The 25,787-nt window shown below is 58.6% G+C and carries 21 protein-coding genes; 14 read left to right on the top strand and 7 right to left on the bottom strand.

Annotated features, from left to right (window positions below; translation table 11 throughout):
* Positions 1-188 precede the first annotated feature (188 nt).
* Positions 189-2,234 carry a phenylacetic acid degradation bifunctional protein PaaZ gene (paaZ, locus tag VL547_RS16500; RefSeq protein WP_325579829.1) on the bottom strand — a complete coding sequence of 682 codons (2,046 nt, stop codon included), beginning with the start codon at positions 2,232-2,234 and terminating at the stop codon, positions 189-191.
* A gap of 42 nt (positions 2,235-2,276) precedes the next feature.
* Positions 2,277-2,861, bottom strand: coding sequence for an adenylate kinase (locus tag VL547_RS16495; protein WP_325579827.1), 585 nt, complete (start codon positions 2,859-2,861; stop codon positions 2,277-2,279).
* Positions 2,862-3,001: 140 nt separating this feature from the next.
* Between VL547_RS16495 and msrB the strand changes: the two genes are divergently transcribed.
* The 5 genes from msrB (at position 3,002) to VL547_RS16470 (ending at position 11,496) form a co-directional block, all read left to right on the top strand.
* Positions 3,002-3,550, top strand: coding sequence for a peptide-methionine (R)-S-oxide reductase MsrB (gene msrB / locus VL547_RS16490; protein WP_325579825.1), 549 nt, complete (start codon positions 3,002-3,004; stop codon positions 3,548-3,550).
* 120 nt (positions 3,551-3,670) lie between these two features.
* On the top strand, positions 3,671-6,046 hold the full coding sequence (locus tag VL547_RS16485; protein ID WP_325579823.1) for an ABC transporter permease: 2,376 nt from the start codon (positions 3,671-3,673) through the stop codon (positions 6,044-6,046).
* 71 nt (positions 6,047-6,117) lie between these two features.
* Positions 6,118-7,551, top strand: coding sequence for a DUF3375 domain-containing protein (locus VL547_RS16480; protein WP_325579821.1), 1,434 nt, complete (start codon positions 6,118-6,120; stop codon positions 7,549-7,551).
* Between the two features lie 2 nt (positions 7,552-7,553).
* Positions 7,554-8,135: a DUF4194 domain-containing protein gene (locus VL547_RS16475; protein ID WP_325579819.1), complete on the top strand. Its 582-nt coding sequence runs from the start codon at positions 7,554-7,556 to the stop codon at positions 8,133-8,135.
* Positions 8,107-11,496 (top strand): ATP-binding protein, encoded by a 3,390-nt coding sequence (locus VL547_RS16470; RefSeq protein ID WP_325579817.1) that lies wholly within the window; start codon positions 8,107-8,109, stop codon positions 11,494-11,496. The genes VL547_RS16475 and VL547_RS16470 overlap by 29 nt, the downstream gene beginning before the upstream one ends.
* A 19-nt stretch (positions 11,497-11,515) precedes the next feature.
* Here the strand turns inward: VL547_RS16470 and VL547_RS16465 are convergent, their stop codons facing one another.
* Positions 11,516-13,891, bottom strand: coding sequence for an FtsX-like permease family protein (locus VL547_RS16465; RefSeq protein WP_325579815.1), 2,376 nt, complete (start codon positions 13,889-13,891; stop codon positions 11,516-11,518).
* A 117-nt stretch (positions 13,892-14,008) separates the two neighbouring features.
* The gene (locus tag VL547_RS16460) at positions 14,009-14,584 is read right to left on the bottom strand and encodes a nitroreductase (RefSeq protein WP_325579813.1); all 576 of its coding nucleotides are present in this window, start codon (positions 14,582-14,584) and stop codon (positions 14,009-14,011) included.
* 38 nt (positions 14,585-14,622) lie between these two features.
* On the opposite strand from VL547_RS16460, the gene VL547_RS16455 reads away from it, so the two are divergent.
* From VL547_RS16455 to nagA, 3 genes are read left to right on the top strand one after another with little or no spacing between them, the layout of a single operon-like run.
* Positions 14,623-15,096: a regulatory protein RecX gene (locus VL547_RS16455; RefSeq protein ID WP_325579811.1), complete on the top strand. Its 474-nt coding sequence runs from the start codon at positions 14,623-14,625 to the stop codon at positions 15,094-15,096.
* 42 nt (positions 15,097-15,138) lie between these two features.
* On the top strand, positions 15,139-15,933 hold the full coding sequence (locus VL547_RS16450; protein WP_325579809.1) for an amidohydrolase: 795 nt from the start codon (positions 15,139-15,141) through the stop codon (positions 15,931-15,933).
* Positions 15,930-17,054 carry an N-acetylglucosamine-6-phosphate deacetylase gene (gene nagA, locus VL547_RS16445; RefSeq protein ID WP_325579807.1) on the top strand — a complete coding sequence of 375 codons (1,125 nt, stop codon included), beginning with the start codon at positions 15,930-15,932 and terminating at the stop codon, positions 17,052-17,054. The genes VL547_RS16450 and nagA overlap by 4 nt, the downstream gene beginning before the upstream one ends.
* Here nagA and VL547_RS16440 read toward each other — a convergent pair.
* Genes VL547_RS16440 through VL547_RS16430 form a run of 3 tightly spaced genes read right to left on the bottom strand, consistent with a single transcriptional unit; the run spans position 17,051 to position 20,378 of the window.
* Complete coding sequence (locus VL547_RS16440; RefSeq protein ID WP_325579805.1) at positions 17,051-18,562, bottom strand: S41 family peptidase; 1,512 nt, start codon at positions 18,560-18,562, stop codon at positions 17,051-17,053. The genes nagA and VL547_RS16440 overlap by 4 nt on opposite strands.
* 8 nt (positions 18,563-18,570) lie before the next feature.
* Positions 18,571-19,599: a thiamine-phosphate kinase gene (gene thiL / locus VL547_RS16435; protein WP_325579803.1), complete on the bottom strand. Its 1,029-nt coding sequence runs from the start codon at positions 19,597-19,599 to the stop codon at positions 18,571-18,573.
* Positions 19,599-20,378: an inositol monophosphatase family protein gene (locus VL547_RS16430; RefSeq protein WP_325579801.1), complete on the bottom strand. Its 780-nt coding sequence runs from the start codon at positions 20,376-20,378 to the stop codon at positions 19,599-19,601. The genes thiL and VL547_RS16430 overlap by 1 nt, the downstream gene beginning before the upstream one ends.
* A gap of 38 nt (positions 20,379-20,416) precedes the next feature.
* Here VL547_RS16430 and VL547_RS16425 point away from each other — a divergent pair, with 38 nt between their 5' ends.
* The 6 genes from VL547_RS16425 to VL547_RS16400 form a co-directional block, all read left to right on the top strand.
* Complete coding sequence (locus tag VL547_RS16425) at positions 20,417-21,607, top strand: glycosyltransferase family 2 protein (RefSeq protein ID WP_325579798.1); 1,191 nt, start codon at positions 20,417-20,419, stop codon at positions 21,605-21,607.
* 39 nt (positions 21,608-21,646) lie between these two features.
* On the top strand, positions 21,647-23,170 hold the full coding sequence (locus VL547_RS16420; RefSeq protein ID WP_325579796.1) for a GH3 family domain-containing protein: 1,524 nt from the start codon (positions 21,647-21,649) through the stop codon (positions 23,168-23,170).
* Positions 23,167-23,811 carry a LysE family translocator gene (locus VL547_RS16415; protein ID WP_325579794.1) on the top strand — a complete coding sequence of 215 codons (645 nt, stop codon included), beginning with the start codon at positions 23,167-23,169 and terminating at the stop codon, positions 23,809-23,811. The genes VL547_RS16420 and VL547_RS16415 overlap by 4 nt, the downstream gene beginning before the upstream one ends.
* A gap of 38 nt (positions 23,812-23,849) precedes the next feature.
* Positions 23,850-24,476: a hypothetical protein gene (locus tag VL547_RS16410; RefSeq protein WP_325579792.1), complete on the top strand. Its 627-nt coding sequence runs from the start codon at positions 23,850-23,852 to the stop codon at positions 24,474-24,476.
* 58 nt (positions 24,477-24,534) lie between these two features.
* Entirely contained in the window at positions 24,535-25,296 is a 762-nt protein-coding gene (mtgA, locus tag VL547_RS16405) for a monofunctional biosynthetic peptidoglycan transglycosylase (RefSeq protein ID WP_325579790.1), read from the top strand.
* A gap of 9 nt (positions 25,297-25,305) precedes the next feature.
* The coding region (locus VL547_RS16400; protein ID WP_325579787.1) for an HD domain-containing protein at positions 25,306-25,787 on the top strand (482 nt) is incomplete at its 3' end.

Below are 25,787 nucleotides of genomic sequence, written 5' to 3'. Positions count from 1 at the left end.
GGCTTCATGTCGTGGCGTTCTGCCCCTTTTTTCCCTCGTTTTGCGGGGCCCCGCAAAGCGAGGGAAAAAAGGGGCAGAACGCCACGACATGAAGCCGTAGACGTGCTATGTCAGCGGATGGCGGCAGGACGCTCCAACATGACGCCGTAGGCGTGCTATGTCAACGGATGGCGGCACGCAGCAGTGGTTTATCCGAGGCACTGCACCATCGTCAGTATCGTCGCCAGGGCCACGGTCTCGCCGGTCTCATCATAGACGTCGACCAGCCACTTGACGATGCCCTTTGGTGTATCGGACTCGTCTTTGAGCTCCTGTCGGATCTTTTCTTTACACGTCAACCGGACCCCTATCGTCATTCCTGCGTATACCGGCTTCAGGAAGCGACATTCGTCCAAACCATAATTCAGCAATACCGGGCCTTTGCCGGGGTCGACGAACAGGCCGGCGGCGGCGCTCAGGATGAAATATCCATGCGCAACCGGGCGCTCAAATGGAGTTCCGCTTAACGAAGTATGGTCGGTGTGGGCGTAGAAGTGGTCCCAGCTGACGTTCGCGAAGTTGACGATGTCGGCTTCGGTCACGGTGCGTTTGTGGGTAACCACCGAGTCGCCGATGGACAGTTCCTCGAAGTATTTCCGGAAGGGATGCACCCCGTCGAGCCTCAAAAACGCCCCAGGCTGAAACACCCCGGTGATCGCGGTCAGCGTCGAAGGGTCGGCTTGGACGGCCACGCGTTGCATATAGTGCTTCACGCCGCGGACGCCGCCCATTTCTTCACCACCGCCGGCGCGGCCGGGGCCGCCGTGTACCAGGAGCGGCAGGGGTGACCCATGGCCGGTGCTTTCCTTGGCATTGGCGGCGTTGAGCACCAGGATGCGGCCGTGGTGGGTGGCGGCGCCGAGCACGAATTCGCGCGCCAGGGCATGACTGGCGGTCACCATGGAACAAACCAGCGAGCCCTTGCCCTTTTTTGTCAGCAAAATGGCTTCTTCGGTGCTCGTATAGGGCATCAAGGTACTAACCGGTCCGAAGGCCTCGACGGAGTGGACGGCGTCTGAAGACAGGGGCGTCTCGTTGACCAGCAACAAGGGGCTCAGGAACGCCCCACGGGACCCGTCGGCGTCGAGCACCGAAGGAGCGGCGTCCACGTCACCATATGCCAAACGGCTGCCAACGAGCAATTCCCGTACCCGCCCTCTGACCTCTTCCCGCTGCTCCGCGCCCGCGAGCGCGCCCATGCGCACTTTTTCGTGCGCCGGGTTGCCCACGACGGTCTGGGCCAGCGCGCGGGACAAGGCCGCCTCCACTTCCGGCAAGCGCGAAGCCGGAACGAATATCCGCCGGATGGCCGTACACTTCTGCCCGGCCTTGACGGTCATTTCCTTTCGTATTTCCTTGATAAAAATGTCCCATTCGGGCATCCCCGGATCGACGTCTTCACCCAGGACGATGCTGTTCAGGGAGTCAGCCTCCATGGTAAAGGGCACGCTTTCACGCAGGATGGCGGGATGAGCCCGAAGCCGCTGACCCGTCGACGCCGAACCGGTGAACGTCACTACGTCCTGGGAGCTGACAAAATCCAACAGCCCACCCGCGCCTCCGCACAAGAGTTGTAGCGCCCCATCGGGGAGTATGCCTGAGGCGTCGATCTCCCTCACCACCGCTTCAGCCAGGTAACAGGTCAGGGTAGCCGGCTTGACGACGGCGGGTACCCCGGCCAGGAAGTTCACCGCGATTTTTTCGAGCATGCCCCATATCGGGAAATTGAAGGCGTTGATGTGGATAGCCGTACCCTCCTTCGGCGTCAGGAGGTGCTGGGCGGCGAAAGTGCCTCCCTTGCCGAGGACGTGGGTCTCGCCATCCAGGCAAAAGGTCTCGTCAGGGAATTTGCGGCGAAGGGACGCATAGGAGAAAAGGTTCCCGATACCACCCTCGATGTCGATCCAGCTGTCGGCGCGGGTGGCCCCGGTGCGGTAGCTGAGGGCGTAAAACTTTTCCTTTTGGGCGGACAGGTGGAGCGCCAGCGCCTTGAGCATACGACCCCGCTGGTGAAAGGTCATCCGCCGGAGGGCGGGGTTTCCGACCGCCCGGGCGTACGCCAGCACTTCCCCGAAGTCCAGCCCCGCCGTACTGGTCCGCGCGAAAGCTTCCCCCGTTACGGCGTCAAACAATACCTGCCCGTCCCCGTCTCCGGGGATCCAGCGTCCAAGAACAAAATTTTCGAGTTTTTGCATGGCAACAAACAATAGTTAGTCGTTGCCGTAAAGATAGGGGACCTACGCGGCTTTTTCCGCCTTTCCGTCGATCTCCCGTGTGAGGGCGCCAAAGATGTCGTCGATCGACCCTTCCCCCGGTACGTGTACGACCTTTCCAAAACGGGAATAATAATCGGCCACCGGCGTCGTATCCCGCTTGTAGACCTCGATCCTTTTCCGGGCGGTCTCCGCATTATCGTCGGAGCGACCGCTGTTCTTGCCGCGTTCCACCAACCGGTGCACCAGCTCTTCGTCGCCAACGTGCAAAAAGATGAGCAGGTTGATCCCGGTTTTCTTAAAAGTCAGCAATTTATCCAGCGCTTCAGCCTGGGCCACGGTGCGCGGGAAACCATCGAACAAAAAGCCCTTTGCCTGGGGATTGGCGTCGAGCGCGGAGCCGATCATCCCGATGACGACCTCGTCCGGTACCAGATGACCGTGATCCATCAAGTGCTTCGCCTCGATTCCCAGCGGTGTTTGTTTGGCGATTTCCGCCCTCAACAGGTCGCCGGTGGATAAGTGTATCCATCCGTACTTTTCGATCAATCGGTTTGATTGCGTGCCTTTTCCACTACCGGGAGGGCCAAAAAGAATCAGATTAAACATCGTCGCAGTCGTCTTTTTCGTTCGAGCTAACAAATATACGCCGCCAAACCTGAACAATTCTCAATTTTTTAACGCAAAACCACCGGTTTATAAAAAATCGTAATGCAACCTGAACACGTAAAGCCAGGTACCTTTGGGGTATGCGATATACGCTTCTATTTATCCTATCTTTAGGCCTTACCGCGTGTAAGCCGCAAGTCAAGAACAACACCGACATCACCATGAGCGACAGCAACAAGATCCCCCAATACTCCCATACGGATACGGGCAAGGTCGACCTGACCAACGACCAGTACCGGAAGGCCCTTCCCGCCGACGTCTATCACATCGCCCGCGAAAAGGGTACCGAGCGCCCCTTTACCAGTCCGTTCGAAACCTCCCACGAAGTCGGCACCTATTACTGCGCCGTCTGCGGAAACCCTCTCTTCAAAAGCGACACCAAGTTCGAGTCCGGCTGCGGCTGGCCCAGCTTTTACGAGCCGATCAGCAAAACAAGCATCATCTACGCCCCCGACAGCTCCTACGGCATGGACCGGACCGAGGTGATGTGCGGCCGCTGTCACTCCCACCTGGGACACGTTTTCGACGACGGCCCTCCCCCCACCCACCTCCGCTTTTGCATCAACGGCGTGGTCCTCGACTTCGAAAAAGCGCAGCAGGCGAAAGAGGACTACGACAAGACGCATTGAACTGTATCGCCAGCGGACACCCGGTGTATCGAAAGAATACGGAATCAACGTAAACCTAACTGGTAATCAGGCAGATGCCGAATGGTCCCTTTTTTGCGCACCGAGGTCAAAACGACCCCCATGCTAAAAAGCTATCTAAGCATCGCCTGGCGCAACATCCTCCGCACCAAATGGTACAGCGCCCTCAATATCGCGGGCCTCGCCCTCGGCATGTCCGTCGCTTTGCTGATCGGCTTGTGGGTGTACTACCAATATTCGTGGGACCGTTTTTTACCCAACTATAACGAAGTCTACCACGTAGCACGAAATTTCGACAATAACGGCGAGATACTCACCTTCAACAGCGTCTCGTTAAAGCTGGCTAGCACGCTCAAAAACCAGGTCCCCGAGATGGAGGTCGCCGAAACCGACGGTTTCGGCTTCCACGGCCTGAAAGCGGGCGAAACGAGATTGGGTCTGTCTGGAGGCCAGGTCAACGACAACTTCCTGGATATTTTTGGCTTCCCCCTGGTAAAGGGCGACCCGAACCATATCCTAAAGGATCCGTTCTCCATCGTGCTGACCGAGTCGACGGCCAAAGCCCTGTTCGGCCATGACGACCCAATCGGCAAGACCGTGACGATCGATAACCAGCATGACGTAAAAGTCACGGGTATCCTCAAGGATTTACCGCCCAACTGCAGCTTCGACTTCAAATACCTTTTACCGTTCAGCTACCTGGCAGCCACGGATTCGTTTACAAAAAGGGCTTATGCGGGTAGCTATAACAACAACGGCTACGAGATATATGTAAGGCTACGTAAAGACGCGAGCCTGAAAGCCACGCTCGACAGGATCGGCCCCATCGAGCATACCGAAAAATACAGCATCAACGCCATGAAGTCCATGGTCATCCTGCAGCCGATGCGGGAGTGGCAGTTGTGGGGCGACTATAAGAACGGCAAGCCGGCGGGCGGAATGATCGACTACGTCCGGATGTTCGCGATCATCGGTATCCTGGTGCTGGCTATCGCGTGCATCAACTTCGTCAACCTGGAAACCGCCCGGTCGGAACGCCGGGCAAAAGAAGTAGGCGTCCGCAAGGCCATCGGTTCCAGACGCAAGGACCTCATCCTCCAGTTCATGACCGAATCGTTCCTGCTGACCACGATCGCCTTTGTTGCGACCATTGTGCTGACGGTCGCCCTTTTGCCCGCCTTCAATATGCTGGCTCAAACCGAAATCTCGCTACCGCTGACCAACCCGCTTTTCTGGATAACGGTGCTGGCAGCGACAGCCGTCGTTGCCCTCGTTTCCGGGAGCCGGCCGGCGCTCTATCTGTCCTCTTTCCAACCGGTTGCTGTTCTGAAGGGCCTGTACAAGGCCGGTGCTAACGCTCCCCTGGGCAGGAAGGTCCTCGTCGTCATCCAGTTCACCTGCTCGATCGCCCTGATCGTCAGCACTATCATTATCTATCAACAGATCCGTCATACGCAGGAGCGTCCCATGGGCTACGATCCCAACCGGCTCCTGACCACCCGTATGAACGCGGACCTGGCACGCAACTTCAACGCTATAAGGAACGACCTTGTCAAGGACCACGTCATCGACAACATGGCTACATCGACCAGCCCTGCGACGGGCATCTGGTGGCATTCAGACGTAGACCAGTTCCCGGGAAAACAACCCGGCGAAACCGTGGAAATGGGCATGATCGGCGCCACCGACGACTATTTGAAAACCATGGGATGTTCGCTGGCCGCGGGTCGCGGCTTCGACGGGCCCGCCGACTCGCTTAGCGTCGTCCTCAACGAAGCAGCCGTCCGTCGTCTGCGGTTGACCGGAACGGTGGTCGGTAGCGTGATAACCACTCAGGGCAACAAAGTGCGGATCATAGGCATCGCCAAAAACGCACTCATGATCTCCCCTTTTAAAGCCGCCGACCCCACGCTCTTTTTCCAGGAAAAACCGACAAACTGCAACTTCCTATTATACCGCCTGTCGCCGCGGATCACCACGGAAGAAGCCGTAAAACGGCTAACCGAGGTATTTGACAAATACGAACCCAGCTTCCCCTACGAATTCAACTTCGTCGACCAGCAATACGCCCGAAAATTCGACCTCGAGGTACTGATCGGCCGACTCTCCGGCATCCTGGCCGGACTCGCCATTGTCATTTCCTGTATGGGCCTGTTCGGTCTGGCCGCGTATATGGCCGAACAACGCACCAAGGAGATAGGCATCCGTAAGGTGCTCGGCGCCTCCGTACCCCAGGTATGGCTCCTGTTGTCGAAAGACTTTATCCTACTGGTCCTGATCAGTTGTATCGTAGCGGCGGCGCCAGCCTTTTACTTCCTGGAGCAGTGGTTGCAGAAATATGACTACAGGATCACGATCAACCCGTTGGTATTTTTCGCCGCCGGGGCCGTGGCTCTGGTCATCACGCTGATCACGACCAGCTTCCAGTCGATCCGCGCCGCGCTGGCCAACCCCACGAAATGCCTTCGGGCAGAATAACCGGGCAGAATAAATTGTCAGTAACTATTTAGCCCGCGGAGCCCACAAAAGTATATTTTGCGGGTTCGATTATGCGGACCAAGGAACTTGCTTTTTTATTCGAATCCTCACCCTCCCTTCAGCTCTTACGCATGCGCAATGCGGATTGGGTATTGCCTTTCCTGCACGCCGCCTTCAAGTCATCCGAAAAACTGAGCATACCGGAATCGAAACTCGCGTTCGAGCTGACCGAAACGCTGAGAAAGCGCACCGATATCGAGGAGGACCCCGAGGAAGCCGCCCGCAAATACCTCTCCAACTGGGTCCAACGCCGCCTCCTGCAGGACTTCTCGGACCAGGAAGGCCAGACGCACTACCAGCTCAGCGCCCACGCCGAAAAGATTTTCCAGTGGTTGCAAAGCCTGCAGAAGAGACAGTTCGTCGGCGCCGAGAGCCGGTTCCGTATGCTCTTCTCTTCCCTCCGGGACATCGTGGAAAAGACCGAGGACGACCGGACGCGGCGCTTGGAAGAGCTCAAAAACAAAAAGGCGGAGATCGACAAGGAAATCCGGGCGCTGGAATCCGGCGCGCCCGTCGAGGTCTATAGCAATGCGCAGGTCCAGGAACGTATGGAGCTGTTCACGCGGTTGTGCTACGACCTGTTGGGCGACTTTCGGGAAGTGGAGGACAACTTCAAGCAGATACACCGCAACATCGTCGAACAACACACCCGGGCCGAGCTCAACAAGGGCGCCATCGTGGGATATGCCTTCGAGGCGTATGACGCCCTCAGGAACAGCGACCAGGGCCGCAGCTTTTACGCCTTCTGGGAGTTCCTGATCTCACGGACGGGACAAGACGAATGGCGTAAGCTCACCAATCAGCTCCTCCAGCTGCTCGACGACCGTGACATGAACAGCTACCAGGCGTTCCTGCAGAACATCAAGTCGATGCTGCTGGAGCAGGGGCGTTCGGTCTACGAGGCCAACGACAAGATGGCCGAAAAGCTGAGCCGGATCATCAGCGAAAAAGAGATCGCCCGCCACCGGCGTCTCCGGCTCCAGATCACGGGGATCAAGGAGCGCGTGTTGGAGTTGGTGGAGGCCGAAGACGTGCCCTGTGGGATCGGGATAAACGAACCGGCGGACATCCGGCTGGTCATGGACCGCCGGCTGGCTACAGAGCCGAGGAAGCCACCGGCGGAGCTGGAGCAACCCAGCGCCGCCGAAGAAAAAATCGCCGACATGGAGCGCTTCAGCCGGCTGCTGCACATGAGGAACGTCGACAAAAAACGGCTGTGGGAGCACATCGAAACGACCCTGGAACACAAACCCACCGTCACGCTGAAGGAGGTCATCGAGCAGGAACCCCTGGAGCACGGCGTCACCGAAGTCGTCGCCTACTATTCGTTCCTGAAAGACAAGCCGCGCCAGGCGCAGGTCCTGGAAAACATGACTGAGCACATCCCAATCAATAAAGAAGCCAGCAAATTCATCGAAGTACCCTATTTACTATTCAGCCGATAACCATGTTACCCTACACGCCTGTCTTTATAAAGCTCCTCAAGGGGCCCGTCGAATACCTCGAAAAAACCAGCTGGGAAAACCTGCTCCAGTACAAGACCGAGCTCACCGGTTTTGTCGCGCAGCTGGGGCTGTCGCTCGTCCTGGACGAAGACGACGGCTATGCCTACCTGGTGCACGCCGTAGGCGACGAGGACGACCCGGGAACCGTTTCGTGGTTCCAACGCCGCGCCTTTACCTATGACGAAAGCGTCCTTCTCGTCCTGCTCAGGGAAATGATGTCCGAGTTCGAGGTTGGCGAGACGGTCTCCCGGGAGCTCATCCGTAAAAGGAGGGAGATCAAGGAGTACGCCGAACTCTTTTTCAAGGAAAACCCAAGTCGCGTCAAATTCCTGCGGGAATTGGACCGCCTGATCGACAAGGCCGCCGAGAACGGCTTTCTCGACCTCATGGAAAACCACGACCTCCCCGACGAACAGAAATTCAGGGTCCGTAAGATGATTAAGGCCAAGGTCGACGGGGAAGTCCTGGAACAGTTTAAACTGCAATTGGAAGCACATGCAACTGAACGTATTCAGCACGGATGACCAGAAATCGGGTTTCCGTCTTCAATATATCGAGATCTACAACTGGGGCACCTTCGATGGGTTTGTCCATAGCATCAAGCCGGGGGGCGAAACCTCCCTGCTGACCGGCGCCAACGGGAGCGGCAAGACCACCCTGGTCGACGCCCTGCTCACGCTGATCGTGCCCGAGAAGCGCTACCGGTTTTACAACCAGTCCTCCGGGAGCGAAAAAAAAGGCGACCGCACCGAAGAAAGCTATGTGATGGGCGGCTACGGCGCTCTCCACAGCGAAACCGGCGGTGGCGCGAAGACCCTTTACCTCCGGGAAAACAAAGAAACCGCCTACAGCATCCTGCTGGCCAGCTTTGCCAATGAATCCGGTCAGGCCGTGACACTTTTCCAGGTCCGGTATTTCGGTTCGGGCGACCTGAAGCGCGTCTTTGCCGTCGCCCATTTGCCGCTCCATATCGAAGAGCACTTTCGTCCCTTCGACGGCGGCGGCGCCTGGCGGAAACGGCTCGACCAGCGGTTCAACGGCCACGGCCGCCGGCAGGTGGAATGGTTCGACGCCGCCGGTAAATACGCCCAGCGGCTGGTCGAGGTATTGGGCATGCAAAGTATCCAGGCCCTGAACCTGTTCAACCAGACGGTCGGGATCAAGGTCCTCGGCAACCTGGACGAGTTCATCCGGATGCACATGCTCGAGCCCCGCAACATGGAGGCCGAGTTCCTGGACCTCAAACAGCACCTGGGCACCTTGCTGGACGCCCAGCGCAACATCGAAAAGGCGGAGGAGCAGATCCGGATGCTGGAGCCCCTGCAAAAAGCCCAGGCCGAGTTCCAGGCGCTGGCCACGGAAGTGGGGCGTTTGCAGAACGAGTCCGAAACCGCCGTTATCTGGAGCCGCTATACCAAACACCACCTGCTCAAAGCGGAGCTGACCAGCGCGCAGGAGACCTTCAAAGACCTCGTAAAGGACCTGGAAGACAGCCGCGCCCGGATAGAGGAAGCCATCGAGAGCGAACGACAGGTTCTCAACCAGATCGACCAGAACCAGGCCGGGCAGCGATTGAAACAACTCGAAGCCACCGCGGCCGAGCTGCAGGAAGCCCTCAAACAAACCAATTACAACCTTTCCCAATTTACCGGCTGGTGCGAAACCCTCCAGCTGACGGAGACCGGGGTCCCCGACGAGGCCGCCTATAAACGAATGCTCGGCGAAGGCCGTAAAGCCCGGTTGCGCATCGAGCGTGAACAGCGTCTCAACGGGGATGACGAGTTTGACGCCCGGAGCGTTCTGAAGAACGCAGGGACGGAACGGGAGCTCATCGAGGCGGACCTGAACCTGCTGTTGCAAACCAGGAACAACATCCCCACACACCTCGTCCATCTCCGCAAGGAAATGGCGTCCGAGCTGAAGATCGAACCCGGGGACCTGCCCTTCGCGGGGGAGTTGATGCAGGTCCGGAGCGACGAGCACGACTGGGAGCCCGCGCTCGAAAAACTCCTCCACGGTTTTTCGCTCCGCCTGCTCGTGCCGGAGAAGCACTATCGCAAGGTCAACAAATACGTCAACCAGACCAACCTCCGTTCCCGCCTTGTGTACAGCCGCGTACAGGAAGTCGCTCTCGACCGGCTGCCGGAGCAGGGGACCGTTTGCGATAAGCTGGAATTCAACAATAGCCACTCACTGGGAGAATGGGTCGAACAACAGGTCATCCAACACTTCCCCCATGCCTGCCTGGAGACGGAAAAACACTTTGATAAATACGACCGCGCAATCACGCTGGGTGGCCTGATCAAGAACGGCGACCGGCACGAAAAAGACGACCGCCCGGACCGCAATGACCCCGGCCGATACGTCATGGGCTGGAACAACGAAAAGAAAAAGGAAACGCTCATCCGCAAACGCGACGACCTGCTCGGCAAGCTCACCACCGCAAAGGACACCCTCGACCGCTGTAAACGCAAGGCGGAAAAGCTGCAAAAGCAGGCCTATGCCCTCCACAGCCTCGAACAACACGGGGGGTTCGGGGAAATCAACGTTGCCGACGTACAACGAAAGATCAAAAGCACGGACCAGCAGATCGAATCCCTGCGCGACAGCAGCGACCAGCTAAAAACCCTCACCGAATCGTTAACCGGTATCCAGCGCCAACGTGCGCAAACGGAAAGGGAAAGGGACGCCCTGCTCCAACGCAAGGGCGCCGCCGAAGGCATCATGGAGGGTATGCGCCGTGACATAGACCAGCTCACCGGGTTGATGCAGCACATCACCGAAGAAGACAAGGACCTCCTCCTGAATTTCCAGCAGCAATACAGCGCGGAACTGGACTCGCTCACGCTGGACAACATCGACTCGAGCTACAACGCGCTCAAGGCGTCCATCGACACCGCGTCCCGGAAAGCGCGGGAAAAATTCCAGCAGCAGGAGACCCTGATCGCCCGCTGTATCCACCGCATCAAGCACCCGCCGCTGGAGGTACAACAGCGATTTCCCGACTGGAACGGCGACGTCCAGGGCTTTTCGGAGGACACCGCCCACGCGTCCGAATACCTCGAATGGCTGGAGCGGCTCCAAACCGAAAACCTGCCCCGGTTCAAGTCGGACTTCGAGAACTATATACACGTTACGATCACCTACAAGATCGGCGGCCTCAACGAAGAAGTGGAAAAATGGGAACGGGAGATCCGCAGCAGCGTTACGCGGCTCAACGAGTCGCTGGGGGGCATCAATTTCAACCGGCTCCCCGACACCTATATCCAGCTGGGTATCCGCCCCGCCGTCGACGCCACGGTAAAGGCCTTCCGCCACCAGCTGGTGGAAGCCCTTCCCCAGGACAGCGGCTGGCAGCAAAGCGCCTTTGAACAAAAGGCCGCCCACTTCCGCGACAAGGTGCTCCCGCTCATCGAAAGCCTGGAGGAAAGCGAAGCCTATCGCAACCGCGTCCTGGACGTACGGAACTGGTTCGAATTCTGGGCCGATGAAAAGTTCCGGGAAACCGGGGAGCTCAAAAAAACCTACCGCCAGATGGGTCAGCTGTCGGGGGGTGAAAAGGCGCAGCTCACTTACACCATCCTGTGCAGCGCCATTGCCTATCAGTTCGGCCTCACCCGTGAGAACGGGGCGGAGCGGTCGTTACGCTTTATTGCCGTGGACGAAAGCTTCTCCAACCAGGACGAGGAAAAGGCCACCTACCTCATGGAGCTCTGCAAACAGCTCCACCTCCAGCTGCTCGTCGTCACGCCCAGCGACAAGATCCAGATCGTACAGGATTTTATCGCCCACGTGCACCTCGTCCAGCGCGTCAACAACCGGCATAGCGTGTTGCTGAACATGACGCTCAAGGAATTGAAGGAAAAGATGGAGGAAGTCGCCTAGCCGCGGCGACCGCCGAGGCTTATTCCGTCCTGAGGCTCTTCACCGGGTTAGCCGTCGCCGCCCTGAACGCCTGCGCGCTCACCGTCGCCAGCGTCAGCAGGCAAACGCCTGCGCCCACCGCCGCAAACAACCAACCCGAGATCGTCGTCCGGTAGGTATAGTGCTGCAGCCACTGCCGCATGACAAAGAATGCAACGGGGGCCGCTATCAACAACGCCAGGAAAACCAGCCGCAAAAAACTCTCCGACAACATCCGCCATAGGTCCGGGACCGAAGCCCCGAGCACCTTCCGGATACCGATCTCCTTTGTCCGCTGTTCGGCGACGAAGGACGCGAGCCCGAACAACCCGAGACAGGAAATAAAGATCGCCAGGCCAGCGAATATACCCGACAGGTTGCCCACCCGCTGTTCATCCGAAAACTTCTGCGCGTAACCGGCGTCCACGAATTGATAGTCGAAGGGGGCGCCCGGCTCGTAATGTTTAAAGACGGTCTCCATCCGGGAGATCGCTGTCGCCGCCGGCAGGGTGGGCGTAATGCGGATGGTCAAAAAACCAAGCCAGCTATTGTATTGCAGAAAAAAAACGGTGGGTTTCACCGGCTCGTAGGGGGACTCCATGACCAGGTCCTTTACGACGCCTACGATGGTGTGCTGCTTACCCTCCCATTGCACCGTTTCCCCGACCGGGTGCTTCAGCCCCATCAAGCGCACCGCCGCCTCGTTGACGATAAAGGCCCCCGTATCCGTCGGGAAGGCCCTGGAGAAGTCCCGTCCTTGCCGGACCGCCCATCCCATGGTCCTGCCAAAATCGTGCGTTACCGCGATCATCCCGAACATCGCGCTCAGCGCCGGGTCCTTACCCGTCCAATCCAGGTCGCCGTAGTTGTTCCAGATATGCGTCGCCGGGCTCGACGATTCCGCCACCGCCGTCGCGGCGCCCGTTTGCAACAAGTCGTTGCGCAAAGCCTCGAACCCTCGATAAGCGTTCTGATCGTACAGGGTGACCGACAACAACCCCTGGCGTCCGTAACCCACCGGCCGGTCCTTGGCGTACTGTATTTGCTGGAATACCACCAGGGTACCCAGGATGAGCGCTACCGAAGTGGTGAACTGTAAGACGACCAATATCTGGCGCGGCAGGGCGGCCGAACGTCCCGTCTTATAAACGCCTTTGAGTATCCGGATAGGCCGCATGGCCGACAGGAAGAAGGCGGGGTAGCTGCCCGCGACCAGACCGGCGCACAGCGTAAAGCCCACGGCCAGCGCCCAAAACCCGGGACTTTCCACCGGGATGTACGTCTTTTTATCCGAAAGCTCGTTGAATACCGGCAAGGCCAGCTGCGCCAGCAGGATCGCCAGCACCGCCGCCAGGGCGGACATCAACAGCGATTCGCAAAGGAACTGGCCTATCAATTGTCTCCGGTGCGAGCCGATGGCCTTCCGTATGCCGACCTCCCTGGCCCGCCGCTCGCTCCGGGCGGTCGACAGGTTCATAAAATTGATACAGGCCAGCAGTAGCACGAACAGACCGATCAGACCGAACATCCACACGAACCGGATACGGCCGCCCGATTCCCGGCCCCCGGTGAATTCGCTGTACAACCGCCAGCGGTCCATCGGATGGAACAGCACCGTCTCGTGGCTCCCTTCTATATGCTGCCCAGGCACATCGCGGACGAGTGCGTTGAGGCGATTCAATTCCGCAGGATCGTCCAGCAGGGCGTACAGGCCAAAACTATGGTTGCCCCAATTCTGCCTGACGTTTTCCATGTGCGCGATCTGTAGGAATTTGTCAAAGGCGCCCAGGAATTTTACCGGCGATAGCGTAGTGTTTTGCGGGAGGTCCTCGTACACGCCGGCCACCGCCAGGTCTGCCATACCATCGAGGCTCACGGTCTTACCCATAGGGTCTGCATCCCCAAACAACGCCCTGGCGGCCGAGCCGGATATAAGGATCGCCGAAGGGTCCTTTAACGCCTCCGCGCTTCCTTCCGTCATCCTGAGCGTAAACATCGGCGCGAACGCAGGTTCGACGAACATGCCGGTTTCCGACACCTGCTTGGTCCCGATACTCAGCAACACCGGGTTTTGACCGGTCGTGAGCGCCAGGGACCGGAAATAACGGCCATATTTTGTCTCCAACTCGTTCTTCAGGGGGATCGCTACCTGGTCGCCGGTCGTCGAAGACCCGTTAAACACCTGGGTATCCATCGCCTGTGCGATCCGGCGGTGATTCCGGTGCCAATGGTTAAAGCCCAGCTCGTCGGCGATCCACAGCCCGATGAGCAGAGCTACCGCCAATCCCACGGCCAGACCCACGATATTGATGACCGCGGACATTTTGTTCCTGGACATATTCCGCCAGGCGACGCGGATGTAGTTGTTGAGTAACATACCCTTTGAGGCGCACAAAAGGTGCCACGCAGTAATCGCCTCATTTTCAGAGGGCCGGGAAGCGCGCGGCGTTCGCTTTCGATACAACCCGCGTCCGTGGGCGGCCGCGGCAGGAAGCTACCGCACCCAGCGCACCTTTTCTTCCAGCGGTTTTATCCGCTGCCCGGGCGCCTGTACATTGTCTGCGTACCCGAGGTATAAAAGACCGAGTACCTTATCCGCTTCGCCCAGCCCGAGGTATTCCTTCATTGCCGGGTGATACGTCCGGCCCCCGGTGCCCCAGTACACCGCCAAACCCCTGGCCGACGCGGCCAAGAGCAGATTCTCCGCCGCGCAAGCCGTGGCCACCACCTCTTCCTGCTCGGGGATATTCGGGTTGTTCCCGCGCTTCATACACAATACGATCAGGTGGCTCGCCGTCTTACCCATCTTCTCCAGCTTCTCATAGGTAGCCGTCAGGAACTTGTCCGCCGGTGTGTGCTCCTTATACAGCTCCGCATGATCCCGGTCGAACTGCCGCACCGCATCCCCGGCGAATACCACGAAGTACCAGGGTTCGGTATGCGCGTGCGTGGGCGCCCAGTCCGCCAGCTCCAACAGCTCACGGACCTCGGCGTCCGGAATGCTGCCGCCATTCATAAAAACCGGCTTCACCGTCCGGCGCAGCCTTATTACATCATCTATTCCAGTCATGGCCGCAAGATACTATTATCTTTGTCCTTTTAGCGACCATGCGCCCCGTACGTCTATCCAACGAACAAGCCCTTCAAAAGATCAGGCACTACTGCGCCTATCAGGAACGCTGTCACCAGGAAGTAAAGGAAAAGCTATACGGCTTTGGCCTGAGGAAGGACGAAGTCGAAACGCTGATCTCCAAGCTCATCGAGGACAACTACCTGGACGAAGAGCGCTTTGCCATCCAGTACGCCGGCGGCAAGTTCCGCATGAAGCACTGGGGTAAACGACGGATCGAGGCCGAGCTCAAAAACCGCCAGGTTTCCGCCTACTGCATCCGCAAAGGCCTGGCGCAGATCGACCCCGCCGACTACGCCGGCACCCTCCAAAAGCTCGCCGAAGAGAAGTACCGCAGCCTTGCCGGTGAAGAGCCCTTCGTTGCGCGCGCCAAAACGATGTCCTACCTGCTCTACAAGGGTTACGAGCCCGATCTGGCGGCCAGGGCCGTGGACGGTATCGTGAACGCCTAGCCGCCGCGCTCAGGCACGCGGGTAAATCCTTACATTTGACGCATGTCCACACTCACCCTCACGCTTCTCCAGGCCGACCTCCGTTGGGAGGACAAGGAAGCGAACTTAAAGCACCTGGGAGAGATGATAGGCGCTATAAGCGAAAAAACCGAAGTCATCGTCCTCCCGGAAATGTTCTCCACCGGATTCAGCATGGACGCCGAACGGCTGGCCGAGCCCATGGACGGCCCGACGATGGATTGGCTGAAGGCGACGGCCGCCGAAAAACGTACCGCCCTGACCGGCAGTTTTATCGCCAGGGAAGGGGAGTCCTTTTATAACCGCCTGGTCTGGATGCTCCCCAACGGGCAATACGGCGTGTATGACAAACGCCATCTTTTTGGTTATGCGGGGGAAGACCGGCACTACACCCCCGGAGATAAACGGCTGATCGCGTCGATAAAGGGATGGCGGCTGAACCTCCTGGTATGTTATGACCTCCGTTTCCCCGTCTGGGCGCGCAACCGGATGGACCAAACGGGTCAGCCGGAGTACGACGTCCTGGTATATGTCGCCAACTGGCCCGAACGACGGACCCTGGCCTGGGCATCGCTCCTGCAGGCAAGGGCCATCGAGAACCAGTGCTACGTCGTGGGCGTCAACCGCGTCGGACGCGACGGGAAGGACATCGGTTATGCCGGGGACTCGATGGTGATCGGCCCGCTGGGCGACATCTTCTACCATCGTTCCGGTGTCGAGGAAACGCACACCCTCACCCTGGAAAAGGCGCACCTGGAAGAGGCCCGCGGACGCTATCCCTTCCTCCGCGACGCCGACGAATTCAACATCGCACTATGAGAACCATCTTCCACAACGGTCTGATACACACGGGCACCGAGACCCTGGACGGCCACGCGGTCATCATCACGGGTACCCGCATAAAAGAAATCCGCAAAGGCGTCGACGTCGCGCGCGAAACCACCCCCGACGGTCCCCCCACCGTGATCGACCTCGAAGGTGGCCACTTGTCTCCGGCGTTCATCGACCTCCAGATATACGGCGGAAAGGGGATGCTTTTCTCGGAGCACCCCAGCGTCGATGCTATAAAAGCCACCTACCGATATTGTCTTGAAGGCGGCGCCGCCTACTTCCAACCCACGATGGCGACGCAGTCCGACGACCTCATGAATGCGGCGATAGACGCAGTAAAGGCTTATGACGGCAAGGGTGTGCTGGGTCTCCACCTCGAAGGCCCGTACATCAATCCCGCCAAGCGGGGCGCGCACCTGGAATCTTTTATCCAAATCCCCGAAACAAAAAAGGTGGAGATCCTCCTGGAGCGGGCCGCCGGTCACCTGACCATGATGACGCTGGCGCCCGAGCGCTGCGCCAGCGATATCGTCGCCCAGTTACTCGAGGCAGGCGTCGTGGTTTCGGCCGGGCACACCAACGCCACGTATGCCGAGGCGCTCGAGGGTTTTGGCTGGGGCATACCGGTCGCCACCCACTTGTTCAACGCCATGAGCCCTCTATCCCACCGCGCCCCGGGCATGGTGGGCGCGCTGCTCGACAAGGGCGTCCCGGTAAGCGTCGTGGCGGACGGCTACCACGTCGACTTCCCGGTGATCGGTCTTGCCAAAAGGATGCTGGGTGATAAGCTATTCCTGATCACCGATGCCGTTACCGAAAACGACCGCGGGACCTACCGGCACCAACGCTCCGGGGACAAGTTCGTCCTCCCTGACGGCACGCTCTCCGGTTCCGCCCTCACGATGATCAAGTCGGTGCAAAATTGCGTGGAGCACATCGGTATCCCTCTCGACGAGGCGCTGCGCATGGCATCGCTCTATCCCGCGCGCGTAATGGGTCTCGAGGCGCGGCTGGGCGTCATTGCGCCCAATAAGGAGGCCAGTCTTGTCTGGTTCGATAACGAATACCGGGTGAAAAAGGTCTTCCTGGCCGGCGAAGAAATGCTCTAGAGGTCTACGACGGGCAGCCCCACCAGTTCAAGCACCTTCCGCATCTTCGGGTCGATAGCCCCCCGTATATCCGCTGTCGTCGGGACGATTTCGATGTCCGGTTGCACCCCGCGTCCATCCTTGGGAAAACGATGATTTATCACCATCCGGAAGAGCGGAATCGACACCCGGAGCCGTGTCCCCGGGAGCGTAATGTCGGGGATGTAAATTCCGTCGTTTCCATAGTATCCGCCACCGGTCTCTTCCCCGATAACGGTTACGTCCTGGGTGCCCTTCATATTGGCGGTAAAGATGGACGCCGCGGAGAACGTGAACCCACCGGTGAGGACGTACACGTGTCCCCGGTAATGATCGCGCCTGATGGGACGATAGCGCTTCCCTTCCAGGCTGGTGAAATGATAGTACCCGTCCTCCCGTTTCCGCGTCAGGAAGGTCATCCCCAGCTGCGGCAGGAAGCTGTGGTCCATATAACTTTTATAGCTGATGTGCCGGGTAGCCGCGTACACCGAATCCACAAAAACAAAATCGGATGGCTTCAGGTATTCCGCCAGCAGCACGGCGTTCGACAGCTGCCCCCCTGAATTGGTGCGCAGGTCGATGACGAGGTTGGGGATCTTTTCCTTCCGGAGGATCTCGAAACTCTGGCGGATAAAACTTTTGGAGAAACCCTCGTCGAAGGTGCGAAGGGTCAGCACGGCCAATTTACCCGAGCTGTCGATACGCAGGTTTCGGATCTGTGCGAGCTCCTCCTGTTTAGACATCCGGAGGGGCGCTCCCATTTCCCAGAACTTAAGGGCCTGGGCCAGGCTCGTGTCTTTTTGCAGGTCGAAGGCGCGGACGGGCGCCGCAAAGTCTTCCCTGCCGGGGCGGCTTATACCGACGGTGTATATCGAGTCACGTCCGAAGATGCTCTGGTACCAAAGCGGGAAGTCGCCGCTGATCCGCTGGTAGGCAAAGTTGTAGCAATTGCCGTCGACGGAGAAGAACCGGCGCATGCTGTCTATCACCGTGGCCGCGGGAAGACCGTTGATCGACGTGATCACGTCCCCCGGTTTAAAGACCGTATCCCGCACGTAGGGGCTGAACACCAGGGCCAGCGAAGGGCCGTCGGGCGATGCCAGTATCTTTACCTGGAAAGGGAACTGCGGGGCGGTGTGCCGGGTCGTATACTCCTCGTATTGCGTCGAATACCGCACCCCGGTGTGCCCACAACGGATGTGCGCCAGGGTTGCCGCCACGAGGTTCCGGAAAGCCGCTTCGGTCATCGGGGCGGTGATGCTGGCGTCGGCCTGCTCGAAATAATACCGGATGCTGTCCTTGGGCGTATACCAGTAGAGGCTCGGGTGGTCCGCCACCATGACGGACGTGAGCAAACGGAAGTCCTTGTGGAGCACTTCCGGCGAATACTTCATGTCGGGCGTATAGGACGCAACGCGGCTGCCGGAGCAGCCCGCCGCCAGCAGGGCCAAACACGCCAGGAGTTTCGATAAAGCGGTACGGTAAGCCATAATGTTGATTAAAACGCTTTCCAGCCCTGTGCGGTAATCGGATACCTATTGCCTCCCCTGGTAATGATGTTCGACCCTTCCGATGCTTCGGTCACATAACCGATTACGCTGATCTGTTCGCTCAATACGATCTTATCATAGTCCGATTGCGGTACGGTAAATAACAATTCATAGTCCTCGCCCCCGCTCAGCGCGCACGCGGTGGGATCCAGCTCCAATTTAAATGCAAACTGCCGGGTATCCCCGGCGATCGGCAGTTTCTCCTCGTATATGATGCAACCCACGCGGCTGCCTTTGCAGATGTGCAGCAGCTCGCTGGAGAGACCGTCCGAGATATCCATCATGGACGTGGGACGGATGTCCTGCTCCCGCAGGAAATCGATGATGTCCCGCCGGGCTTCGGGTTTCAACAGCCGGCCGACGATATAGGTCTGGCCTTCCAGGTCGGGCTGTACGCCCGGAGATTCCATGAATATCTTTTTTTCCCGCTCTAAAAGCGTCAGCCCCAGGAAGGCCCCGCCCAGGTCTCCGCTCACGCAGATCAGGTCGCCCTTGGCGGCGCCGGTCCGGGTCACGTATTTCCCCGGTTCCACTTCCCCGATGGCGGTAACGCTGATCAGCAACCCCTTTTGCGAGGCGCTGGTGTCACCGCCGACAAGGTCAACGCCATAACGGCTGCACGCGGCGTACACGCCTTCGTACAACTCGTCGATGGCCTCCAGCGAAAACCGGTTGCTGAACGCCAGGCTGAAGGTTACCTGCGTGGGCGTGGCGTACATAGCGTACACGTCACTCAGGTTGACCACGATGCTTTTATAGCCAAGGTGCCTCAGGGGCGTATAGGCAAGGTCAAAATGGATGCCCTCCACGAGCAGGTCGGTCGTAACGACGGTTTCCTTGCCGAAGTGGTCGAGCACCGCGGCGTCGTCACCCACCCCCAGGATAGTCGAGGCGTTCTGAAACTCGATATTCCGCGTGAGATGCTCGATCAAGCCGAACTCTCCCAGGTCTTCTATTTCGGTTCGTGTATCCGCCATTAGCTCTGGTTTTTACCGTTTACCCATTCCAGCATCTCCGCGTGTATGCGGCCGTTGGTGGCGACAATGCCGTGCTCATAGGGTGAATAGGGCTCTCCTTTGAAGTTGGTCACCTTCCCACCCGCTTCCTCTACGATGAGGTAACCGGCCGCGCTGTCCCAGGGTTGCAACCGGTGCTCGTAAAAGCCGTCAAAACGCCCCGCCGCAGTCCAGCACAAGTCTATGGCGGCGGAGCCGAGCCTCCGCAAGGGGACGCCCTTTCGAAGGAAGCGCTCGAAAACCTGCAAGGGTCCGTTCGGGGTATCGAGGTAGGTGTAGGGGAAGCCCGTTACGATACAGCTCCGCCGGACCTCCGTCTGCGCGCTTACCTGGATTCGCTTGTCGTTGAGGGTCGCGCCCTGGCCCCGTTCCGCAAAAAAGAATTCGTTCATGAAAGGATTGTACACGGCGCCCAGGATCATCTGTCCGTCCTTTTCCAGGCCTATGCTGACGCAGCACAACGGGATTCCATTGGCAAAGTTCACCGTCCCGTCGATGGGGTCGATGACCCACTTATGCGACGTATCCCCGGGCAGGGCGCCGACTTCTTCGCTGAGGATATAGTGGTCCGGGAAAGCCTCGCGTATCACCGCCACGATGGCCGCCTCCGATTCTTTGTCGGCCTGTGTAACCAGATCGTTGATATCCGATTTGTGGGAAACCTCGAAGGTACCGTTGAAATAGTGACGTAATATGCCCGAGCCTGCCTCTGTAGCCTTAAGAAGTGTCGCTTTAAACATACAACAAATATACGGCTGAATTCTTATGTTTGCCTTGCATGGAGCTTTCGGTCATAATTGTCAGCTACAATGTAAAGGCTTACCTGGAACAGTGTCTTCGTTCCCTTGAGCGGGCGACGCGTTCCGTGGCTGCGGAGGTGTGGGTGGTAGACAACGCGTCCATCGACGGCACCGCCGCCTGGCTGCCCGGCGCCTTTCCATGGGTCCGCCTGATGGCGCTCGAAGAAAACCTGGGTTTTGCCCGGGCCAATAACCGTGCACTGGCGGAAGTCCGGGGCAAATACGTACTGTTCCTCAACCCGGACACCCTCCTGGAAGAAGACGGTCTTGAAAAATGCGTGGCCTTCCTGGAGCGCCAGCCGGACGCGGGCGCGCTGGGCGTGCGGATGGTCAATGGCTTCGGCACCTTTTTGCCGGAATCCAAAAGAGGCATGCCGGGCGTAAGCGCCTCCCTGTACAAGATGATGGGTCTGGCGGACCGGTATCCCAAAAGCCAGCGATACGCGAGGTATTACATGGGTCACCTGCCCGAGCGCCAAACCAACCCGGTACCCGTGCTGGCCGGCGCTTTCATGATGATCCCCAGACAGGTCCTCGACGAAACCGGCGGCTTCGACGAGCGTTTTTTTATGTTCGGGGAAGACATAGACCTCAGCTACCGCATCCGGCAGACGGGCCGGAACAACTATTATTTTCCCGAAACCACGATCATCCATTTCAAGGGGCAAAGCACCGATAAGGAAGAAGGCGCTTACCTGGACCACTTCTATGGCGCGATGACCTTGTTCGTGCGGAAATACTACAGGGGACCCTGGGGCGCCCTCTACCGCGGCCTCATACAAACCGGTATCCGTGTGCAAAAGCTAAAGGCCCGTTTGAGACCCCCCAAGCCGCGGCACTTCACGCCCCAGACCGCGCGGAAGCACCAATTCCTCGTCGTCGGCAGCGGCGCTGATACCAAGGCCTTTTTAAAGGAATACGAAGTGGGCGGGGAGCTCTACATCAGGACGATCGACACCGACGTCCAACCGGTTTCGACGATCCGCCACCACCAAAGTTTTACGGGCGGCTTGCCGGTGCTGTTCTGCCTGGGAGGGTTGACCTTTTCACGCGTCATCGAATGGTTCGGCCGGACGGAGGACGGACCGCCGGGCTTCTTCCACTATATGCAAAGCGATAGTATCATCGGCCCCGGGAAGGAATGGCCCGTACCGTTCCGGCGGAAATAGCGTACGTTTGTACCACAAAACAATTAACGAAGACAACGGATGGCCTTATTGGAGTTCAAATTACCCAAAAATCTAACGAAGGCGCTTAAGATCACTACGTATTCCCCCAAACGCCAGCAGGTAAGGGTGCTGAAAAAACTATTGAAGAAGGCGCGTTTCACCGAATTCGGGCAAAAGTATCGGTTCGACGAGCTGCTGCTCGAAAAGAACCCAACCCGCAAATTCCAGGAATTCGTACCCACATACAACTACAACAAGATATACGAAGAATGGTGGCATAAGACCCTCGAAGGCAAGCCGGACATCTGCTGGCCGGGGGTCATCAAGTATTTCGCCCTTTCCAGCGGGACCAGCGAAGCCGCCAGCAAATACATACCCATCACCAAGGACATCATCCGCTCCAACAAGACGACGATGGTCCGTCACTTCCTCACCCTGACGGGCTACCAGGACATCCCGGTCAAATCCATCGGCAAGGGCTGGCTGATGCTCGGCGGCACGACAGACCTCCAGAAGGGGCCGACGTACTACGCCGGCGACCTGAGCGGCATCTCCGCCACCAAGGTCCCCTTTTGGTTTCAACCCTTCTACAAACCGGGGAAGGTCATTTCCAAGACGAAGGACTGGAACCTGAAGCTCGATAAGATCGTGGAGGAGGCGCCCAACTGGGACATCGGCTTCGTGGTGGGCGTGCCCGCCTGGATACAGATGGTCATGGAGAAAATCATCGAGCGGTACAACCTCAAATCGATCCACGACGTCTGGCCGAACCTGGCCTTCTTCGTACACGGGGGCGTGGCCTTCGAGCCTTATAAAAAAGGCTTCGAGCGTCTGCTGGCCAAGCCGCTGACCTATATCGAGACCTACCTGGCCTCCGAAGGCTTTATCGCCTACCAGGACAAGCAATACAACAAAGGAATGAGGCTGGTCACGGGGAACAACATATTTTTCGAATTCGTTCCCTTTGACGACCAGAATTTCGACAGCGACGGTAATATGGTCCCCGGCGCCCGGGTGCTGCTCCTGAGCGAGGTCGAGGAAGGCAAGGACTACGCCATCCTGCTCTCTACCAACGCCGGGACCTGGAGATACCTGATCGGCGACACCGTTCGTTTCCTGGACAAGCAGCGGGCTGAGATCGTCATCACGGGCCGGACCAAGCACTTCCTGAGCCTCGTCGGGGAACACCTGAGCGTGGACAATATGAACAAGGCCGTCAACCTCGTCGCCAAGGAGCTCAATTTGTCCATCCCGGAATATACCGTGGCTGGAGAACCGCACGGCTCCTTCTTTGCACATCATTGGTACGTCGCCTGCGACGAGCACGTGGATAAGGCCCTGTTGTGCCGCCGCATCGACGAAACCCTAAAGGATCTGAACGACGACTACGCCGTGGAACGCGACAGCGCCCTGAAAGATGTCTTCCTGGACGTCCTCCCGGAAGGTAAATTCATGGAGTTCCTGAAGCACAAAGGCAAGGTCGGCGGGCAGCACAAATTCCCCCGCGTCCTGAAGGGCAAGCTGCTCCAGGAGTGGCGGGAATTCCTAAAAACGGGCGCATGATCGGAGCTTTGTGGAAAGGATTGCTGCTGGGCCTGCTGTTGATCATTTCGGTGGGCCCCGTGCTTTTTTCCATCATCAAACAAAGCCTGAACAACGGACACAAAGGCGGCATCGCCTTCGTCCTCGGCGTATCGGCCAGCGACATCACCCTGGTGGTCCTCGGGAACGCCTTCACCGAAATTTTCGATTCCATCAAGCGCTACGCCAGCGAGCTCGGCGTCGCCGGCTCCTGTCTGTTGATCGCCATGGGGGTCTACTTCCTGTTTTTTAAAAAAATAAAAACGGAAGACGAAACCGTCCAGCTGGCGATCTTCCGCAAACGCGACTATGTCCGCATTTTCCTGTCGGGCTTCTTCATGAACTGTCTCAACCCCGCCGTCATCCTCTTCTGGTTCACCTGGGCCACCGCCTTCGCCACCATGACGCTCACCGAAAAGATCATCATCTTCTCCACCTGTCTCGGCATGGTGCTGGCCTCCGACCTTGCCAAGGTCTTCCTCGCCAACCGCATCCGCACCCGTCTCACCGTCCATAATATCCACCTCATCAACCGAATATCCGGGCTTATCCTGGTGGGGTTTGGGCTCGTGCTACTGTATGGCATCCTGTTCCTGCACCCAGCCGGGCGGCCCCCCCTTTAACAAAGTTTTACCAGCCTCGTACCTTACATTTACCTACCATGAGGCCCCTCTTTCTGCTAGCAACCTTTTTAACCCTCGCCGCTGCCACGCACGCGCAGATCAACGGCGCCCTCGTCCTCAAACGCCACAACACGGTCCTCCAACGCTACTACACTTACCGCGGCATCACCTTCGTCAATCAGGAAGGCCAACGCATCACCGGCGTCATCGCCGGGGGGTCACCCGATTCGGTATACCTGCGTTTCTATGACATCCGCCGCGGCGTCAACTACTGGGGTCTGCCCACCTGGGATACCGTCGGCGCCATCCCCATACCGTATGCGTTATCCGACATCAAATACATCCTCCGCACCCGTACCGGTCTCAACTATGAAGCCGACGGCACCATCCTCATCTCCGCCGCCGTGGTCCTCCAGGTCCTCGAGCTGATAAATGGCGCGTACCTCCACCAACCCGCCAAAGACTGGTTCACCAGCGGCAGCGCGCTCACCAGCCTCGGTCTCGCCGGCCTCGGCGCCTGGCTGCTCACCCTCCAAACCAAGCGCTACCGGCTCGGTCGCCGCTATCATTTGGAGTACTACGGCTTCGCCACTCCCGGCGGAGCCCCCCCGCCACCCCTGCCGAAAACGCCCATGAAGTCGGTGGCCCCACCCATAAAGGACTAGCCCCCCACGCCACCGGGTGATCCGCACGAACCCACGATAAATCCTTATCTTGCTGTCGATGACACAGTCCTCCAAGTCCTCTCCCGGCGCACCAAAGCCAAAGAGTCGCTGGAAAGGCATCGTACCCCGTGCATGGCGCTTCCTCAAAAAAGCGGCGCTGATCCTTTTTATCGCGCAATTCATCTACATCTTCCTCCTGAAATGGATATACCCGCCCATCACCTGCACCCAATTCGGGGATATGGTATCCGGCTGGTTCCACGGCTATGGTTTCCACCGCGACTATGTCGGCGCCGGCAACATCTCCCCCAACATGCGTCTGGCCGTGATGGCGTCCGAGGACCAGCTGTTCCCCGAGCACGGCGGCTTCGACTGGAAGAATATAGAGAAAGCCGAAAAATACAACCAAACCCACCCCGGGCGCGTCCACGGCGCCAGCACCATCAGCCAGCAAACCGCCAAGAACGTTTTCCTCTGGCAGGGCCGCAACTACATCCGCAAGGGCTTCGAAGTCTATTTTACCAAGATGATCGAATGGACCTGGGGCAAGCGGCGCATCCTCAACACCTACCTCAACGTCATCCAGATGGGCCAGGGCGTCTACGGCGTCGAGGCCGCCTCCCGCCAGTATTTCCATAAATCCGCGCGCAACCTGAGCCGCTCCGAGGCCGCCCTGATCGCCGCCTGCCTCCCCAATCCCGTCCGCTTCCGCGCCGACGCCCCCTCCCATTACGTCCTCGCCCGCCAGCGCTGGATCCTCGCCCAAATGGCCGCCCTCGAGCACGACGACGACGTCGCGGCGCTCATGCAAAACCCGTAAATTGCCCCCATGTCCACCCCTCTTTCCCTCAACCGCCAATCCTTCGGCGACCCCGCCGACGCGGGCAACGTCCTCACCCGCGAAGACGCGGACGCGCTTTTACACGATTGGGTCAAAAACGACCGCCTTCGCCTCCATATGCAACAGGTCGGCGCGCTCATGGGTGCTTGGGCGCGCGAGCGCGAAAACCTCGGCCCCGAAGACCAGTGGCGATGGGAAATGGCCGGCCTCCTCCACGACGCCGACTGGGACCAATGGCCCGCCGACCACTGCCGGCGCATCATCGAAGAGCTCGAACGCCGGCACGTCGACCCGGAGATCATCCGCGCCATCGCATCCCATGGCCCCGCCCACTTCGGCGTCGAGCCACAAACAAAAATGGACAAAATGCTGTACGCCTTCGACGAGCTCTCCGGTCTCGTACATGCATACTCCCTGATGCGTCCCGGAGGTTATGACGGCATGGAGCTAAAAGGCGTGCTCAAACGACT

The organism is Dinghuibacter sp. (genome assembly GCF_035492835.1).
Lineage (GTDB): Bacteria > Bacteroidota > Bacteroidia > Chitinophagales > Chitinophagaceae > Dinghuibacter.
Note: the sequence above shows the minus strand (reverse complement) of the source record. Positions and strands in the feature narration are given on the sequence as shown.

What these genes read in the sequence shown, in the direction of transcription:
- paaZ (WP_325579829.1), bottom strand. Translation starts at nt 2,234, where the DNA reads ATGCAAAAACTCGAAAATTTTGTTCTTGGACGCTGGATCCCCGGAGAC.
- VL547_RS16495 (WP_325579827.1), bottom strand. Translation starts at nt 2,861, where the DNA reads ATGTTTAATCTGATTCTTTTTGGCCCTCCCGGTAGTGGAAAAGGCACG.
- msrB (WP_325579825.1), top strand. Translation starts at nt 3,002, where the DNA reads ATGCGATATACGCTTCTATTTATCCTATCTTTAGGCCTTACCGCGTGT.
- VL547_RS16485 (WP_325579823.1), top strand. Translation starts at nt 3,671, where the DNA reads ATGCTAAAAAGCTATCTAAGCATCGCCTGGCGCAACATCCTCCGCACC.
- VL547_RS16480 (WP_325579821.1), top strand. Translation starts at nt 6,118, where the DNA reads ATGCGGACCAAGGAACTTGCTTTTTTATTCGAATCCTCACCCTCCCTT.
- VL547_RS16475 (WP_325579819.1), top strand. Translation starts at nt 7,554, where the DNA reads ATGTTACCCTACACGCCTGTCTTTATAAAGCTCCTCAAGGGGCCCGTC.
- VL547_RS16470 (WP_325579817.1), top strand. Translation starts at nt 8,107, where the DNA reads ATGCAACTGAACGTATTCAGCACGGATGACCAGAAATCGGGTTTCCGT.
- VL547_RS16465 (WP_325579815.1), bottom strand. Translation starts at nt 13,891, where the DNA reads ATGTTACTCAACAACTACATCCGCGTCGCCTGGCGGAATATGTCCAGG.
- VL547_RS16460 (WP_325579813.1), bottom strand. Translation starts at nt 14,584, where the DNA reads ATGACTGGAATAGATGATGTAATAAGGCTGCGCCGGACGGTGAAGCCG.
- VL547_RS16455 (WP_325579811.1), top strand. Translation starts at nt 14,623, where the DNA reads ATGCGCCCCGTACGTCTATCCAACGAACAAGCCCTTCAAAAGATCAGG.
- VL547_RS16450 (WP_325579809.1), top strand. Translation starts at nt 15,139, where the DNA reads ATGTCCACACTCACCCTCACGCTTCTCCAGGCCGACCTCCGTTGGGAG.
- nagA (WP_325579807.1), top strand. Translation starts at nt 15,930, where the DNA reads ATGAGAACCATCTTCCACAACGGTCTGATACACACGGGCACCGAGACC.
- VL547_RS16440 (WP_325579805.1), bottom strand. Translation starts at nt 18,562, where the DNA reads ATGGCTTACCGTACCGCTTTATCGAAACTCCTGGCGTGTTTGGCCCTG.
- thiL (WP_325579803.1), bottom strand. Translation starts at nt 19,599, where the DNA reads ATGGCGGATACACGAACCGAAATAGAAGACCTGGGAGAGTTCGGCTTG.
- VL547_RS16430 (WP_325579801.1), bottom strand. Translation starts at nt 20,378, where the DNA reads ATGTTTAAAGCGACACTTCTTAAGGCTACAGAGGCAGGCTCGGGCATA.
- VL547_RS16425 (WP_325579798.1), top strand. Translation starts at nt 20,417, where the DNA reads ATGGAGCTTTCGGTCATAATTGTCAGCTACAATGTAAAGGCTTACCTG.
- VL547_RS16420 (WP_325579796.1), top strand. Translation starts at nt 21,647, where the DNA reads ATGGCCTTATTGGAGTTCAAATTACCCAAAAATCTAACGAAGGCGCTT.
- VL547_RS16415 (WP_325579794.1), top strand. Translation starts at nt 23,167, where the DNA reads ATGATCGGAGCTTTGTGGAAAGGATTGCTGCTGGGCCTGCTGTTGATC.
- VL547_RS16410 (WP_325579792.1), top strand. Translation starts at nt 23,850, where the DNA reads ATGAGGCCCCTCTTTCTGCTAGCAACCTTTTTAACCCTCGCCGCTGCC.
- mtgA (WP_325579790.1), top strand. Translation starts at nt 24,535, where the DNA reads ATGACACAGTCCTCCAAGTCCTCTCCCGGCGCACCAAAGCCAAAGAGT.